The 15,856-nt window shown below is 61.2% G+C and carries 17 protein-coding genes; 13 read left to right on the top strand and 4 right to left on the bottom strand.

The annotated features are described in order from the left end of the window. On the top strand, nucleotides 1-767 hold a 767-nt coding region (locus WBR57_RS17335), incomplete at its 5' end, for a PfkB family carbohydrate kinase (protein WP_424084978.1). A gap of 98 nt (nucleotides 768-865) precedes the next feature. On the opposite strand, the gene WBR57_RS17340 is transcribed toward WBR57_RS17335, so the two are convergent. Then, nucleotides 866-1,132, bottom strand: coding sequence for a hypothetical protein (locus WBR57_RS17340; protein ID WP_424084980.1), 267 nt, complete (start codon nucleotides 1,130-1,132; stop codon nucleotides 866-868). Nucleotides 1,133-1,183: 51 nt separating this feature from the next. Then, on the bottom strand, nucleotides 1,184-1,516 hold the full coding sequence (locus tag WBR57_RS17345; protein WP_424084981.1) for a hypothetical protein: 333 nt from the start codon (nucleotides 1,514-1,516) through the stop codon (nucleotides 1,184-1,186). Nucleotides 1,517-1,707: 191 nt separating this feature from the next. On the opposite strand from WBR57_RS17345, the gene WBR57_RS17350 reads away from it, so the two are divergent. The 6 genes from WBR57_RS17350 to WBR57_RS17375 all read left to right on the top strand — a co-directional run bounded on the left by WBR57_RS17350 (nucleotide 1,708) and on the right by WBR57_RS17375 (nucleotide 7,677). Beyond that, entirely contained in the window at nucleotides 1,708-2,187 is a 480-nt protein-coding gene (locus tag WBR57_RS17350; protein WP_424084983.1) for an N-acetyltransferase family protein, read from the top strand. A gap of 172 nt (nucleotides 2,188-2,359) precedes the next feature. Beyond that, complete coding sequence (locus WBR57_RS17355; RefSeq protein WP_424084985.1) at nucleotides 2,360-3,181, top strand: SDR family oxidoreductase; 822 nt, start codon at nucleotides 2,360-2,362, stop codon at nucleotides 3,179-3,181. A gap of 19 nt (nucleotides 3,182-3,200) precedes the next feature. Continuing rightward, the gene (locus WBR57_RS17360) at nucleotides 3,201-4,181 is read left to right on the top strand and encodes a substrate-binding domain-containing protein (RefSeq protein WP_424084987.1); all 981 of its coding nucleotides are present in this window, start codon (nucleotides 3,201-3,203) and stop codon (nucleotides 4,179-4,181) included. Then, on the top strand, nucleotides 4,178-5,677 hold the full coding sequence (gene araG, locus WBR57_RS17365) for an L-arabinose ABC transporter ATP-binding protein AraG (protein WP_424084989.1): 1,500 nt from the start codon (nucleotides 4,178-4,180) through the stop codon (nucleotides 5,675-5,677). Before WBR57_RS17360 ends, araG begins: the two co-directional genes overlap by 4 nt. A gap of 19 nt (nucleotides 5,678-5,696) precedes the next feature. After that, the gene (araH, locus tag WBR57_RS17370) at nucleotides 5,697-6,662 is read left to right on the top strand and encodes an L-arabinose ABC transporter permease AraH (RefSeq protein WP_424084991.1); all 966 of its coding nucleotides are present in this window, start codon (nucleotides 5,697-5,699) and stop codon (nucleotides 6,660-6,662) included. Between the two features lie 211 nt (nucleotides 6,663-6,873). Then, the gene (locus WBR57_RS17375; protein ID WP_424085049.1) at nucleotides 6,874-7,677 is read left to right on the top strand and encodes an IclR family transcriptional regulator; all 804 of its coding nucleotides are present in this window, start codon (nucleotides 6,874-6,876) and stop codon (nucleotides 7,675-7,677) included. Here WBR57_RS17375 and WBR57_RS17380 read toward each other — a convergent pair whose 3' ends face one another. Next, a complete protein-coding gene (locus WBR57_RS17380; protein WP_424084993.1) occupies nucleotides 7,678-8,730 on the bottom strand; it encodes an NAD(P)-dependent alcohol dehydrogenase in 1,053 nt (350 codons plus the stop codon). Nucleotides 8,731-8,911: 181 nt separating this feature from the next. On the opposite strand from WBR57_RS17380, the gene WBR57_RS17385 reads away from it, so the two are divergent. Then, a complete protein-coding gene (locus WBR57_RS17385; protein WP_424084995.1) occupies nucleotides 8,912-9,802 on the top strand; it encodes an AraC family transcriptional regulator N-terminal domain-containing protein in 891 nt (296 codons plus the stop codon). A 99-nt stretch (nucleotides 9,803-9,901) separates the two neighbouring features. On the opposite strand, the gene WBR57_RS17390 is transcribed toward WBR57_RS17385, so the two are convergent. Beyond that, on the bottom strand, nucleotides 9,902-11,566 hold the full coding sequence (locus tag WBR57_RS17390; RefSeq protein ID WP_424084997.1) for an electron transfer flavoprotein-ubiquinone oxidoreductase: 1,665 nt from the start codon (nucleotides 11,564-11,566) through the stop codon (nucleotides 9,902-9,904). A 506-nt stretch (nucleotides 11,567-12,072) separates the two neighbouring features. On the opposite strand from WBR57_RS17390, the gene WBR57_RS17395 reads away from it, so the two are divergent. The 5 genes from WBR57_RS17395 to WBR57_RS17415 all read left to right on the top strand — a co-directional run bounded on the left by WBR57_RS17395 (nucleotide 12,073) and on the right by WBR57_RS17415 (nucleotide 15,818). Further along, a complete protein-coding gene (locus tag WBR57_RS17395; protein ID WP_058412323.1) occupies nucleotides 12,073-12,822 on the top strand; it encodes an electron transfer flavoprotein subunit beta/FixA family protein in 750 nt (249 codons plus the stop codon). Nucleotides 12,823-12,824: 2 nt separating this feature from the next. Then, complete coding sequence (locus tag WBR57_RS17400) at nucleotides 12,825-13,754, top strand: electron transfer flavoprotein subunit alpha/FixB family protein (RefSeq protein WP_424084999.1); 930 nt, start codon at nucleotides 12,825-12,827, stop codon at nucleotides 13,752-13,754. A 70-nt stretch (nucleotides 13,755-13,824) separates the two neighbouring features. Continuing rightward, on the top strand, nucleotides 13,825-14,634 hold the full coding sequence (locus WBR57_RS17405) for a substrate-binding periplasmic protein (RefSeq protein ID WP_424085001.1): 810 nt from the start codon (nucleotides 13,825-13,827) through the stop codon (nucleotides 14,632-14,634). A gap of 9 nt (nucleotides 14,635-14,643) precedes the next feature. Then, nucleotides 14,644-15,006, top strand: a complete 363-nt coding sequence (locus WBR57_RS17410) for a DUF4398 domain-containing protein (RefSeq protein WP_424085003.1) — start codon at nucleotides 14,644-14,646, stop codon at nucleotides 15,004-15,006. Next, nucleotides 15,003-15,818, top strand: a complete 816-nt coding sequence (locus WBR57_RS17415; protein ID WP_424085005.1) for an OmpA family protein — start codon at nucleotides 15,003-15,005, stop codon at nucleotides 15,816-15,818. The genes WBR57_RS17410 and WBR57_RS17415 overlap by 4 nt, the downstream gene beginning before the upstream one ends. Nucleotides 15,819-15,856 lie beyond the last annotated feature (38 nt).

Genomic DNA, 15,856 nt, shown 5'->3' on the forward strand with positions numbered 1-15,856 from the left:
GCTTGCCGGTGGTTTACCTCGGCCGCCACGGCAGCGGGCGCTTCGGCGACCTGGCGCGTGCGGCGATGCAGGCCGAGGGTGTTGAAATGAGCCTGGCGGCCCGCAGTGGCAAGGACACGGGGTTGTGCGTGTCCTTGACCGAGGCAACCACCGAACGCACCTTCATTTCCCATATCGGCGCCGAGGGCGAGCTGACGGCCGAAGACTTGGCCTGCGTGCGGCCCCAGGCTGACGACTATGTGTATGTCAGCGGCTACAGCCTGCTGCTCGAGGGCAAGGCGCAGCCGCTGATCGACTGGCTGTTGGCATTGCCGCGGGAAATCGTGGTGGTGTTCGACCCGGGCCCGCTGGTCAAGGCGCCGGATTCGGCGCTGATGGTCGCCTTGCTGCCGCGTATCGACATCTGGACCAGCAACGGCCCGGAAGCCCTGGCGTTTACCGGCGCGCAGGATATCGCTGCAGCATTGACCGAACTCAATCGACACTTGCCCGCACAGACGCTGCTGGTGGTGCGCGACGGACCCAATGGATGCTGGGTGGGACGTGCAGATGAGGTCGAGCATGTGCCCGGCTTCAAGGTGCAGGCAGTTGATAGCAATGGCGCCGGGGATGCGCACGCGGGGGTATTGATTGCCGGGTTGGCCAACGGATTGAAACCTGCCGACGCAGCACGTCGTGCCAATGCGGCAGCGGCGCTGGCGGTAACCCGTTGGGGGCCGGCAACCTCGCCGGGCAGCGCTGAAGTCGACGCATTGCTCGCCGAATAAATGCTGAGCAAAAATGTGGGAGGGGGCAAGCCCCCTCCCACATTTGGATCTTCGTTCAATTGGCCTTTTTCAACGCCTCAATCCAACGGATGACTGCGCTATTGAGCGCTTTCACCCTCCAGCTTGCGCGCCTCATCCACACCGGATGCGGTCAGCTTGATCGGCAAGTTCAACGAGTATTCACCGGCGTCGTCGGTGGTCACATGCCCATCCTTGATAAGCCCACGGTCCTGGAGAAACGCCAAGACACTGGCGACTTCTTTTTCACCGCGGTAGTTATCCAGCACCTCCTTGCCCAAACCGGTAGGGTGGGCGTGCAGCAGGCGGGTCAGGACTTCTTTCTCAAGGTTTCTGTCGACGTTCATGCGTACCTCTTCACTGGGAAATGATCGGGTGTAGGTGGTGCGGTCAATGCATCAAGGCGCAGGTTGTTTTGGCGCGCCTGGGACGTTCGAGTCATCGCCCTTGTTGATGTTGGGCTGGTTGATCGAAGGGCCCATCTTGCCATTGCCTACGGCAGCGGGTGCCTGGCGTTGGGTGTCGTTGCCCTGGGTGCGCGGGTCGGCGCCTGGCTCGATAACTGCGCCGCCATTGGTGTCCATGCCGGTGCCCATGGATTTCTGGGATTCGGTGGTGGCATTAGGCGTCGGATCGGTCGGCCCGGTGGTCGAGCTGGCGGCAACGGCGCTCAGCGACGCAGCAGACAACAGGCCGGTGAGGGCGAGGGCGGCAAACTTGGAATTCTTCATGGGGGTGTCTCCATATGATTAATGTCCTTACCCTTTATTGGTCCGCCCGGCTCGCGCGTTCGTGCCTTGATGCCGACGAACGGTAGAAAGGCACCTGTAAGATTTTGTGTGTGAGCACTCGCGAAATTGCGCTGCAATCCGTCATCAAACCGCCTTAGTATGTGTGCTTTGAAATTGCCCAAGGCTCGCCCATGTCCATCGAGATTCGCCCCGCCGTGCCCAGCGATGCTGCGCAGATCCTGACGTTTATTACCGAGCTTGCCGAATACGAGAAAGCCCGGCATGAAGTGATCGCCAGTGTGGTGGATATCGAGCGCAGCCTGTTCAGCGAAGGCGCCACGGCCCATGGCCTGATTTGCTCGCGCGACGGCCTGCCGATCGGTTTTGCGGTGTTCTTTTTCAGCTATTCCACCTGGCTCGGCAGCAATTGCCTGTACCTCGAAGACCTGTACATCAACCCGGAGCAACGTGGCGGCGGCGCGGGTAAGAAGTTATTGCGGCACTTGGCCAAGATCGCCTGCGACAACGGCTGCGGGCGCTTCGAATGGAGCGTGCTGGATTGGAACGAGCCGGCGATTGCCTTCTACAAATCCATCGGCGCCCAACCGCAGGAAGAATGGGTGCGCTACCGCATGGAAGGCGATGCGCTGCGCGACTTCGCGCTCGGCTAGTCACTCCATCTGTAAACACCGAAGATCAAGATGTGGGAGCAAACCTGTTCCCACATTTTTTTGATATTTGTTCAGTATATGGGACGCAAATTTATATATTGAGATATTCGAAGTTCTGGGTTTATAGTCGGCTGCATCAGCACTCACTACTAAAAATAAAACAGGTGAAGCGATGCAGCCCCAACCGTTGTCGTTACCCGCTGTGCCCGAGCCGACCTATGGCGAACGGCTGAAAAACAAAGTGGTGATCATCACCGGCGCCGCCCAGGGTATTGGCGAGGCGATCGTCGCGTGTTTTCAGGCCCAGCAGGCACGCTTGGTCATCGCCGATATCCAGGGCGAAAAAGTCGAAAACGTCGCGGCCCACTGGCGCGAACGCGGCGCCGAGATTGTTGCGCAGGCGGTCGACATCACTTCCAAAGAGCAATGGCAGTCACTGGTCAACCTGGCCGTCGAGCGCTTTGGCCGCGTGGACGTGCTGGTCAACTGCGCCGGGGTCAATGTGTTCCGTGACCCGCTGGAAATGACCGACGAAGACTGGCGCCGTTGCTTCGCCATCGACCTCGACGGCGCCTGGTTCGGTTGCCGCGCGGTGCTGCCGCACATGATCGAGCAGGGCATCGGCAACATCATCAATATTGCCTCTACCCATTCCAGCCACATCATCCCCGGCTGCTTTCCCTATCCCGTGGCCAAGCACGGTTTGCTCGGCCTGACCCGCGCCCTCGGCATCGAATACGCGCCCAAGGGCATCCGCGTGAATGCCATCGCGCCGGGCTATATCGAAACCCAGCTCAACGTCGACTACTGGAACGGTTTCCCCGACCCCCACGCCGAGCGCCAGCGCGCGTTCGACCTGCACCCGCCCAAGCGCATCGGCCAGCCGGTCGAGGTGGCGATGAGCGCGCTGTTCCTGGCGACCGATGAGGCGCCCTTTATCAATGCCACCTGCCTGATGATCGATGGCGGGCGGTCTGTGATGTACCACGACTAAATCCAACAAGAGGTGGTTCATGCTTAAGAAAACCCTGGGCGCCCTGGCGCTCGCCGCAGCCTTCAGCGGGTTTGTCTCTGCCGAAGAAGTAAAGATCGGCTTCCTGGTCAAGCAGGCTGAAGAACCCTGGTTCCAGACCGAATGGGCCTTCGCCGAAAAAGCCGGCAAGGAGCACGGTTTTACCGTGATTAAGATCGCCGTGCCGGATGGCGAAAAAACCCTCTCGGCCATCGACAGCCTGGCCGCCAATGGCGCCAAGGGCTTTGTGATCTGCCCGCCGGACGTGTCCCTGGGCCCGGCCATTGTTGCCAAGGCCAAGGCCAACGGCCTGAAAGTAATGGCGGTGGACGACCGCTTTGTCGACGCCAAAGGCAACTTTATGGAGGACGTGCCGTACCTGGGCATGGCCGCGTTTGAAGTCGGCCAGAAGCAGGGCGCCGCGATGGCCGCCGAAGCCAAGAAACGCGGCTGGGACTGGAAAGAAACCTACGCCGTGATCAACACCTATAACGAACTCGATACCGGCAAAAAACGCACCGACGGCTCGATCAAGTCCCTCGAAGAGGCCGGCATTCCCAAGGATCACATCCTCACCGCCGCGCTGAAAACCCTCGATGTGCCCGGCAGCATGGACGCGACCAACTCGGCTTTGGTCAAGCTGCCCAGCGGCGCGAAAAACCTGATCATCGGCGGCATGAACGACAACACCGTGCTCGGCGGCGTGCGCGCCACCGAAAGTGCCGGCTTTAAAGCGGCCAACGTGATCGGCATCGGCATCAATGGTACCGACGCCATCGGCGAATTGAAGAAAGCCGACAGCGGTTTCTTCGGCTCGATGCTGCCCAGCCCGCATATCGAGGGTTACAACACGGCGCTGGCGATGTACGAGTGGGTCACCACCGGCAAGGAGCCCGCGAAGTACACCGCGATGGACGAAGTGACCCTGATTACCCGCGCCAATTTCCAGCAGGAACTGACCAAAATCGGGCTGTGGAAATGAGCGGCGCGGCCCTGCGCTTCAACGGCATCGGCAAGGAGTTTCCCGGTGTGAAAGCCCTGGCGCAGATCAGCTTTGAAGCGCGGCCGCACCAGGTACACGCGTTGATGGGCGAGAACGGCGCGGGCAAATCCACGCTGTTGAAAATCCTCGGCGGGGCCTACCTGCCGAGCAGCGGCACGGTGCAGATCGGCGAGCAGACCATGGACTTCAAGTCCGCCGCCGACAGCATCGCCAGCGGCGTGGCAGTGATCCACCAGGAGCTGCACCTGGTGCCGGAAATGACGGTGGCGGAGAACCTGTTTCTGGGGCATTTGCCGACGCGCTTCGGTGTGGTCAATCGCAGCTTGTTGCGCAAGAAGGCGCTGGCGTGTCTCAAGGGCCTGGCCGATGAAATCGACCCGGACCAGAAGCTCGGGCGCCTGTCCCTCGGCCAGCGCCAACTGGTGGAAATCGCCAAGGCACTGTCGCGCGGCGCGCACGTGATTGCCTTCGACGAACCGACCAGCAGCTTGTCGGCGCGGGAAATCGACCGGTTGATGGCGATCATCACGCGCCTGCGCGACGAGGGCAAAGTGGTGCTCTACGTGTCCCACCGCATGGAAGAGGTGTTCCGCATCTGCAACGCGGTCACGGTGTTCAAGGACGGCCGCTTCGTGCGCACCTTTGACGACATGGCCGCGCTGACCCACGACCAACTGGTGACCTGCATGGTCGGCCGCGACATTCAGGACATCTACGACTATCGCCCGCGCACGCACGGCGACGTCGCGCTTAAAGTCCAGGGCCTGCTCGGCCCAGGCTTGCGCGAGCCGGTGAGTTTTCAGGTACACAAGGGCGAGATTCTCGGGCTGTTCGGGTTGGTCGGCGCCGGGCGTACCGAGCTGTTCCGGCTGCTCAGCGGGTTGACGCGTTTCACCGCCGGGCAGTTGGAACTCTGCGGCGCAAACCTGCCCCTGCGCTCGCCGCGCGATGCCATCGATGCGGGCGTATTGCTGTGCCCGGAGGACCGCAAAAAGGAGGGCATCATCCCGCTGTCCAGCGTCGCCGAGAATATCAACATCAGTGCACGTGGCGCGCATTCCACCTTTGGTTGGCTGCTGCGCGAAGGCTGGGAAAAGGGCAACGCCGACCAGCAAATCAAGGCCATGAAGGTCAAGACGCCGAGTGCCGAGCAGAAAATCATGTACCTCTCGGGCGGCAACCAGCAGAAGGCGATTCTGGGTCGCTGGCTGTCGATGCCGATGAAAGTCCTGCTGCTGGATGAGCCGACCCGTGGCATCGACATCGGCGCCAAGTCGGAGATCTACCAGATCATTCACAACCTGGCGGCCAGCGGCATTGCGGTGATCGTGGTGTCCAGCGACCTGATGGAAGTGATGGGGATTTCCGATCGCCTCCTGGTGATGAGCGAAGGCGCCCTGACCGGCGAATTGACCCGCGATCAAGCGGATGAAGCACGCCTGCTGCAACTGGCGCTCCCGCGTTCGCGGGCTTGAAGAACAAGAGGGTTTGGGTATGTCCGAGGTAAAAACTGCAAAGGGCTTCTGGCCGGGTTTCAACCAGCGCAAGTTCCTTGATGACTGGGTGATGCTGCTGGCGGCGTTAAGCATCTTTGTGCTCAGCGCGGTGTTTATCGACAACTTTCTCTCGCCGCTGAACATGCGTGGCCTGGGGCTGGCGATTTCCACTGTGGGCATCGCCGCGTGCACCATGCTGTTCTGCCTGGCATCGGGGCACTTCGACTTGTCGGTGGGCTCGGTGATCGCCTGCGCCGGGGTGGTAGCGGGGATTGTGATTCGCGACACCGACAGCGTGGTGCTCGGGGTGTCGGCGGCGTTGGCCATGGGCCTGGTGGTGGGGCTGATCAACGGCATCGTGATCGCCAAGCTGCGAATCAACGCGTTGATCGCGACCTTGGCGACCATGCAGATCGTGCGCGGCCTGGCCTATATTTTCTCCAACGGCAAGGCCGTCGGCGTGATGGACGAAAGGTTCTTTGTGTTCGGCAACGGCCAACTGCTGGGCGTGCCGGTGCCGATCATCATCACCATTGTGTGCTTCGTGTTCTTTGGCTGGCTGCTCAATTACACCACCTATGGGCGCAATACCATGGCCATCGGTGGCAACCAGGAAGCGGCGTTACTGGCCGGGGTAAACGTTGATCGCACCAAGATCATCATCTTTGCCGTGCACGGTCTGATCGGCGCGTTGGCCGGGGTGATCCTCGCATCGCGCATGACTTCGGGCCAGCCGATGATCGGCCAGGGCTTTGAGCTGACGGTGATTTCCGCCTGTGTCTTGGGCGGGGTGTCGCTGAGCGGCGGCGTCGGCATGATCCGCCATGTGATCGCCGGTGTGCTGATTCTGGCGATCATCGAAAACGCGATGAACCTGAAGAACATCGACACCTTCTACCAGTACGTGATCCGCGGTTCGATCCTGTTGCTGGCGGTGATCATCGACCGCATGAAGCAGCGTTGACGTTTGCTGCTGACCAGCTTGTTGTGGCGAGCAGGCTTGCCCTGCGTTGGGCTGCGAAGCGGCCCTAAAACCAGGCGCCGCGTTTTAGCAGACATTTCGCGGTGATTTTACCGGGTCTGCTTCGCAGCCCAACGCAGGGCAAGCCTGCTCGCCACAGAAGGCACCAGAGATCATAATGCTCGCCGTTTTCGTACTTCCCAATAGGCCCGATATGCAGGAAAACGCCCACACTCCCGTCAAAGACGCCGCGCCCACCGGCACCCAGACCTTGCTGCGTGGCCTGGGCGTGGTGCAAGCGGTGGCGGGCGGTGCGCGCGATTTGAAAGAGATCGCCAAGCGCATCGGCACCACCCGCAGCACCACCCACCGCCTGGCCAGTTGCCTGGTGGAAGAGCGTTACCTGCGCGTGGTGCCGCAAGTCGGTTACCTGTTGGGCCCCAAGCTGATCGAGCTGGGGTTTCAGGCGCGCGAAGAACTGCCGTTGGTGAGCCTGGCCATCCCCTATCTGGATGAACTGTCGGCGCTGACCGGCGACACCATCCACTTGGCCATTCGCGAATACGACGACGTGCTGTACCTGCACAAGAACCCCGGCCGTAATGGCCCGGAAATGCGCTCGCGGGTCGGCCATCGCATGCCGTTGGCGCGTACCGGTATCGGCAAGGCATTGCTGTTGGATGACACGCTGCAAGAGTGGCAGCGCCTGTACGAAGTCAGCCTGCCGGCGGGTGGGAAAAACCTGCAATGGCCGCAGCACCCGGAGCAATCCTGGGCGCAGTTCGAGCAGCGCATGCGTGAATACGTGGAGGGCGGTTACGCGTTCGATCTGGAAGACAACGAACCGTCGATCCGTTGCGTGGCGGCACCGGTGCGCGATGCCAGCCGGCGCATCGTCGCCGGCATCAGCATCGCCAGTACCGTGCCCTACATGCCGCTGGAGAAAATGGCCGAGCTGATCCCTGTGGTCAAACAGGTCGCAGCACGGCTGTCAGCGGAGTTGGGCGCGAAGGCCTGATCAGGCCTTCAAGGTCGCCATGTCGATGACGAAGCGGTACTTCACATCACCGGCGATCATGCGGGTGTAAGCCTCGTTGATCTGACGGATGTCGAGCATTTCGATGTCGCAGGTAATGCCATGCTCGGCGCAGAAATCCAGGACTTCCTGGGTTTCGGCAATGCCGCCGATCAAGGAACCCGCGAGCACGCGGCGGCTCATCACCAGTTTGCCGGCGTGGACCGGCGGGTCTACCGGCTCGATCAAACCGACCAGGATGTGCACGCCGTCAAAGCGCAGCACGTCGAGGTAGGGGTTCAGGTCGTGCTGCACCGGGATGGTGTCGAGCAGGAAGTCGAAGCTACCGGCGGCGGCTTTCATCTGTTCGGCATCGGTGGACACGATCACGTGATCGGCGCCCTGGCGACGGCCTTCTTCAGCTTTGCTCGCGGAACGGGTGAACAGGGTCACTTCTGCGCCCATCGCCTTGGCGAACTTGATGCCCATGTGGCCCAGGCCGCCCATGCCGAGGATCCCGACTTTATCGCCGGCCTTGACGCCGTAGTGCTTGAGCGGCGAGTAGGTGGTGATGCCTGCGCACAGGATCGGCGCGGCGCTGGCCAGGTCGAGCTTGGCCGGGATCTTGACCACGAAGTGTTCGCTGACCACGATGCTGTCGGAGTAGCCGCCCATGGTGTTACTGCCGTCCACGCGGTCCGGGGTGGCGTAAGTCATGGTCGGGCCTTCGAGGCAGTATTGCTCGAGGTCGGATTTGCACGCTTCGCAGTGGCGGCACGAGTCGACCATGCAGCCCACGCCGACCAGGTCGCCGATTTTGTGCGCGGTGACGTTGGTGCCGATGGCGGTGACCTTGCCGACGATCTCGTGGCCCGGCATCAGCGGGTACACGGCGATGCCCCATTCGTTGCGTGCCTGGTGGATGTCGGAGTGGCAGACGCCGCAGTAGAGAATCTCGATCGCGACGTCATCGGCGCGTGGGCTGCGGCGTTCGAAGGACATGGGGGCGAGGGGAGTGGTGGCCGACTGGGCGGCATAACCGATAGCGGTGTACATGGGAAACCTCGCAAAAAGCAGTGACAAGTGAGGCGGGCCATTCTCCGCGCCACCCCCGGATGCGGCCATGGTGATTGCTCCGAACCTCATGCCTATTCGTCCGGGAGTGCCCCTGGTTTGGATCTACCGGCTGCCAGATCTGCGATGATGTTCGCATCCCTTTTTCGCGAAGTTTTTTGCCATGCTGTTGACCCGCCATCTCGACGCAAATGCCGCGTTGGTTGCCTTGATAAAGGGGCTTACGCCCCGCGACGGTTTCTCCCCGACCCATCTGCCCGGCGTAAAGGTATTGCGCGCCAGTTGCGACGTGGCGCGTGGGCCGCAGATTTACGAGCCGAGCCTGATGATCGTCGCCCAGGGCAGCAAAGTCGCCTATCTGGGCCCGCGCACCCTGGAATACGGCGCCGGGCATTACCTGATCCAGGCGATGCCAGTGCCGTTCGAATGCGAGACCTTTGCCCTGCCGAATGCGCCGCTGTATGGCGTAACGGTCGGTATAGATCGCGTGGTGCTTGGCGAACTGGTCATGGCCATGGGCATTCAGGCAGGCCCGCCGCCGGCCGCGCAGACCCTGGAGTCGATGAGTTCGGTGGTGCTCGACGACGCCATGCGCGGGTGCGTGGAGCGGCTGTTGCAGTGCCTGCACGATCCACTGGAAAGCCGGATCATGGGCCCGGCGCGGGTGCGCGAATTGTTGTTCACGGCGTTGCGCGGGCCACAGGCCGATGTGCTGCGCGCGCTGGTGGAACAGCAAGGGCAGTTTTCACGGATCGCCACGTCGTTGAATCACCTGCATGCCCATTACGCCGAACCGCTGAACATCGAGACCCTCGCCGGTTATGCGCACATGAGTGCGTCGACTTTTCATGAGCATTTCAAGCGCTGCACCTTGCTGTCGCCGGTGCAGTACCTCAAGCGCTTGCGACTGCTCAAGGCTCAGCAGTTATTGCTGGTGGAGGGCATGAGCGTGGCGCAGGCGGCGCACAGCGTGGGCTATCAGAGTACGTCGCAGTTCAGTCGGGAGTATAAGCGCTACTTCTTGCGTAACCCCGGCGAAGAGCGCGCGGCGTAGATTCAATGTGGGAGGGGGCTTGCCCCCTCCCAACTTTGACGCGTTTCAAGCATAAAAAAGGCTCCCTATCCGGGAGCCTTGTTTGCTCAAGCCAATGACTTACATATTCGGGTAAGTCGGCCCGCCTGCGCCTTCCGGCGTGACCCAGGTGATGTTCTGCGAAGGGTCCTTGATGTCACAGGTCTTGCAGTGCACGCAGTTCTGGGCGTTGATCTGGAAGCGCTTCTCGCCGTCTTCCTTGGTGATGACTTCATACACGCCGGCCGGGCAGTAGCGCTGCGCGGGTTCATCGTAGAGCGGCAGGTTGGTGCCGATCGGGATGCTCGGGTCTTTCAACTTCAAGTGGCACGGCTGCTCTTCTTCGTGGTTGGTGCCGGAGATGAACACCGAGCTCAGCTTGTCGAAGCTCAACTTGCCGTCTGGCTTGGGGTAGTTGATCTTCTTGCTGTCCTTGGCGAGCTTCAAGCAGGCGTAGTCCGGCTTGGTGTCGTGCAAGGTGAAGGGCATTTTGCCGCCGAGGATGTTCTGGTCGAACCAGTTGAAGCCGGCGCCGATGATCGGGCCGAACTTGTGCATCGCCGGGCCGAAGTTGCGGCTGGCGAACAGTTCTTCATAGAGCCAGCTGGCTTTGAAGCTGTCGACATAGTTGGTCAGTTCGTCGCCGCCTTCGGATTCGGCGAACAGGCGCTCGGCCACGGCGTCGGCGGCGAGCATGCCGGACTTCATCGCGGTGTGGCTGCCTTTGATCTTGGCCACGTTCATGGTGCCCAGGTCACAGCCGATCAATGCGCCGCCCTTGAACACCATCTTCGGCAACGAGTTGATGCCACCCTTGGCCAGGGCGCGCGCGCCGTAGCTGACGCGCTTGCCGCCTGCCAGGTACTGGGCCAGCACCGGGTGATGCTTGAGGCGCTGGAACTCATCGAACGGCGACAGGAAGGTGTTGCTGTAGGACAGATCGACGATAAGGCCCACGACCACTTGGTTGTTTTCCAGGTGATAGAGGAACGAGCCACCGGTGTTCTCGTTGCTCATGATGTCCAGCGGCCAACCGGCGGTGTGCACCACCAGGCCTGGCTGGTGCTTGGCCGGGTCGATTTCCCAGATTTCCTTGAGGCCGATGCCGTAGTGCTGGGCGTCGGCGTCACTGGCCAGGTTGAAGCGCTCGATCAACTGCTTGCCGATGTGCCCACGGCAGCCTTCGGCAAACAACGTGTACTTGCCGCGCAGCTCCATGCCGGGGGTGTAGACGCCTTCTTTCGGGTTGCCTTCGCGGTCGACGCCAAGGTCACCGGTGATGATCCCGCGGACCACGCCGTTTTCGTCGAACAGCGCTTCCTGGGCGGCAAAGCCTGGGTAGACTTCCACGCCCAGGTTCTCGGCCTGCTGGGCCAGCCAGCGGCACAGGTTGCCCAGGGAAATGATGTAGTTGCCTTCGTTGTGCATGGTCTTGGGCACAAAGAAGTCGGGAACCTTGGTGGAGGCTTCGGGGCTGCGCAGTACATAGATGTCATCGCGCACGACCGGGGTGTTGAGCGGAGCGCCGAGCGCTTTCCAGTCCGGGAACAGTTCGTTCAGGGCGCGGGGTTCGAACACGGCACCGGAAAGGATGTGAGCGCCGACTTCGGAGCCTTTTTCGACCACGCAGACGCTGATTTCCTTACCGGCTTCGGCGGCCTTCTGCTTCAGTCGGCAGGCGGCAGACAGGCCCGCCGGGCCAGCGCCGACGATGACCACGTCGAATTCCATGTATTCGCGTTCCACAGGCTATCTCCTACTCAAGGCTCAACAGGCTTTTTTTCTAATGGGTGGAGGTTCGGTGTGGTCTGGCGCCAAGGCGCGACCCACCTTTCTCTCTAGGTGGCGCATTATATATAGACCACCGGCAGCGTCCAATACAAACGTTTGTTTGAATCGCCCGCAGGCTAGGTAAATCAAAGCAACGCGGCTTATGACTGGCTATTTTGCCGTATTGACCAGAATAGGCGTTCCGGTCAATATACGGTCGGTTTTGCGCTTACCGTAGGCAGACAGCAGGTTTCAAGAGCACGTCCAAAGACAGGCTAAAGGCATGCGCGCTCAAACGATGGCGCGCAGTTTACACGCCGCGATAAAGAATGACCTCTCAGTCACCACTGACGAACGGTCGTCATTTCCCGTGAGCAAGGTCACACGCCGAGGTTTTTGGAGGTGCCCTTGTGCGCCGATGAGCATCAACCGCCAGGTTCGCCTAGGCGACTTTCTTTTCACCGGAGAGTAACGAGGAATCCATGAAGGTTCTTGTAGCTGTCAAACGCGTTGTCGATTACAACGTGAAAGTTCGCGTCAAGGCGGACAATTCCGGCGTCGACCTTGCTAACGTCAAGATGTCGATGAACCCTTTCTGTGAAATCGCTGTGGAAGAAGCCGTACGCCTGAAAGAGAAAGGCGTGGCGACTGAAATCGTCGTGGTTTCCATCGGTCCTGCCACTGCTCAAGAGCAGCTGCGTACCGCCCTGGCGCTCGGCGCCGACCGCGCGATCCTGGTTGAGTCCGCTGAAGAGCTGACCTCCCTGGCCGTGGCCAAGCTGCTCAAGGCTGTTGTCGACAAGGAACAGCCTCAGTTGGTGATCCTCGGCAAACAGGCGATCGACAGCGACAACAACCAGACTGGCCAGATGCTGGCTGCACTGACCGGTTACGGCCAGGGCACCTTCGCCTCCAAAGTCGAAGTGAGCGGCGACAGCGTCGCCGTAACCCGTGAAATCGACGGCGGCGCGCAAACAGTTTCCCTGAAGCTGCCGGCCATCGTCACCACCGACCTGCGTTTGAACGAGCCGCGCTACGCGTCTCTGCCAAACATCATGAAAGCCAAGAAGAAGCCTCTCGAAGTGCTGACTCCGGATGCTTTGGGCGTTTCCACCGCCTCCACCAACAAGACCGTCAAGGTTGAAGCACCGGCTGCACGCAGCGCGGGCATCAAGGTCAAGTCGGTGGCTGAACTGGTCGAGAAACTGAAAAACGAAGCGAAGGTGATCTGATCATGGCTATCCTCGTAATCGCCGAACACGACAACAAGGTGCTGGCCCCGGCCACCCTGAACACCGTGGCCGCCGCCGCTAAAATCGGTGGTGACATCCACGTGCTGGTAGCAGGCCAAGGCGCTGGCGCCGTGGCTGAAGCCGCTGCAAAAATCGCTGGCGTGAGCAAAGTCCTGAATGCTGACAATGCCGCTTATGCGCATCAGCTGCCGGAAAACGTTGCTCCGTTGGTTGCAGAGCTGGGCGCTGGCTACAGCCACATCCTGGCTGCCGCTACTTCCAACGGCAAAAACATCCTGCCGCGCGTTGCTGCGCAGCTGGACGTTGACCAGATCTCCGAGATCGTTTCGGTAGAAAGCGCCGACACTTTCAAGCGCCCGATCTATGCCGGTAACGCTATCGCGACCGTACAGTCCAACGCTTCGGTAAAAGTCATCACCGTACGCGCCACCGGTTTCGACCCGGTTGCCGCCGAAGGGGGTTCGGCTGCCGTTGAAGCCGTCTCCGCTGCCCACGACGCTGGCACTTCCAGCTTTGTCGGCGAAGAGCTGGCCAAGTCGGACCGCCCTGAGCTGACCGCTGCCAAGATCGTCGTTTCCGGCGGCCGTGGCATGCAGAACGGTGACAACTTCAAGCACCTGTACGCCCTGGCCGACAAGCTCGGCGCTGCGGTCGGCGCCTCCCGCGCGGCCGTCGACGCAGGTTTCGTACCCAACGACATGCAGGTCGGCCAGACCGGCAAAATCGTTGCGCCGCAGCTGTACATCGCCGTCGGTATTTCCGGCGCGATCCAGCATTTGGCCGGTATGAAAGACTCCAAAGTGATCGTCGCGATCAACAAGGACGAAGAAGCACCGATCTTCCAGGTGGCTGATTACGGCCTGGTGGCGGACTTGTTCGAAGCCGTACCCGAGCTGGAGAAGCTGGTCTAATCCAGCCGCTTCACTTATAAAGAGCCCGGTCCTTGCGACCGGGTTTTTTTTGACTTGTTGGAGCTTCGCCATGGAACTGCGTCCCGTATTGCTGGCCTTGTTGCTGCTGCCGACCTTGTCGCTGGCCGCCGGCAAATGTGATCGCCTGGTGGTCACCGGCAGCCCGGACGCACCGCCCCTTCTCTGGCGCGACCCCCAGGACCCCACGCACCTGATCGGCGCCACCGCCGATGTGTTGCAACAAGTGGCCAAGGACCTCGGCGTGAAAATCGACCTGCTCTACGGCGGCAAGCGCTCCGTGGCCCTGGACGAAGTGCGCAGCGGGCGCATGGACATGCTCGCCGACGCCCCGCTGAACCTGGGCGAGCTGGAAACCCTCGACTACATCCACCCCGCCTTGATGCAGACCGATTACCTGGTCTGGACCCGCAAGGACTCGGCGCTGGCCTACGCCACCGCCGCCGACCTGCACGGTTTCAAGGGGGCGGTCTCGGAGCGCGCGCGCCTGAGTCGCGAGTTCGAAACCCTCGCCAGCCAGCAACTCACCCTGCAACGCTTCCCGACCTTGACACCGGCTTTCCAGAAACTGCTGCTGGGTGAAGTGGATTACGTGTTGGCCGGGCGTTACTCCGGCATGGCCATGGCCCAGACACTGGGCATGAGCAACGACCTGGTGGCGCGCGATGTACCCATCGACCGGCCTGGCCTGTACCTGGCGATTTCGCATAACTCGGCCTGCAATGATCCGTGGTTGCGCGGACAGCTCGCCAAAAAGATGACAGAATTGCCCGCGTCTGGTGTGACGGAAGCCGCGCTGCAGCGCAATCTCGAACGTTGGAAAGCGCAACTGCAACAACCCGTCGGCACCCCAACAAAGTAGGGATTTTCAGTGACTCTTCGACCTCTTTTCGCGGCCCTCGCCGTTGTCGCTCTGGCGGGATGTGCAGCCGATCCTGCGCCGAATGAACAAATACGCCTCACCCAGCAAGCCTTGGAACAAGCCAATGCCGTGGGTGCCAACACCGATGAATCGCCCGAACTGAAACTGGCCGAAGATAAATTCGCCCAGGCCAAGGCCGATATGGCCGATGAGTCCTACAAAGACGCGCGCATGCGGGCTGAACAGGCCGAGCTGGACGCGCGCCTGGCCGAGGCCAAAGTGCTGACCCGCAAGAGTCAGGAACAACTCAACGTGCTCAACACGCGTATCACGCGCCTGCGCAAACAATTGCAGTTGGGGGAAGCCCAATGAGCCGGATGATCCGTGGTTTCAGCTGTGCCGTACTGTTGGGCAGTGCGGTGCTGGGCGGCTGCGCCAGCCATCCCAATGGCGAGCAGGCCCTGCAACAGGCCGGCAGCGACTTCCAGAAGGTCAAGGAAGACGCCAACGTGTTGCGCTTCGCGCCCAAGGATGTGATCCGCGCGGGTGAATCCCTGGCGCGTGCCGATCGCCTCTCCAGCTACTGGGGGAGCGGGGCGGACGTGGTGCATTACGCCTACCTGAGCCAGCGCTACAGTGCCATCGCCCGTGAACACACCGAGCAGGCGCTTAACGAAGAGCGCGGCACCAAGCTCGAACTGGAGCGCCAGCGCCTGCAACTGGCTCTGCGTGAAAGCAAGTTGATCAGTGTGCAGCAGCAGGGCAAATGGCTCGAAGAACAGATCGCCAGCCTGGCCACTACCCAGACCGATCGCGGCCTGGTGATGACCCTGGGCGACGTGTTGTTCGACACCGGCGACGCTGAGCTGAAAAATTCGGCCAACCGCACGGTGCTGAAGATCGTGCAGTTCCTGCAGTTGAACCCCAAGCGCGTGGTGCGGATCGAGGGCTACGCCGACAATACCGGTGGCGAACAGGAAAACCTCAAACTGTCCCGTGACCGCGCGCAATCGGTGGCCGATGTGCTGGTGGACCTGGGCATCGACGAAAAACGCATCCAGGTCGAAGGTTATGGCGACCAATACCCGGTAGAAGCCAACGCGTCCGAACGCGGCCGCGCGCAGAACCGTCGGGTTGAAATTGTGTTCTCCGACGAAAAAGGCCAGCTGGGCGCTGCTCGATAGGGACGTTGCGCGGATCAAAAGGTGGGAGGGGGCTTGCC

Origin of the sequence: Pseudomonas sp., assembly GCF_049590575.1 — a bacterium.
Taxonomy (GTDB): domain Bacteria; phylum Pseudomonadota; class Gammaproteobacteria; order Pseudomonadales; family Pseudomonadaceae; genus Aquipseudomonas.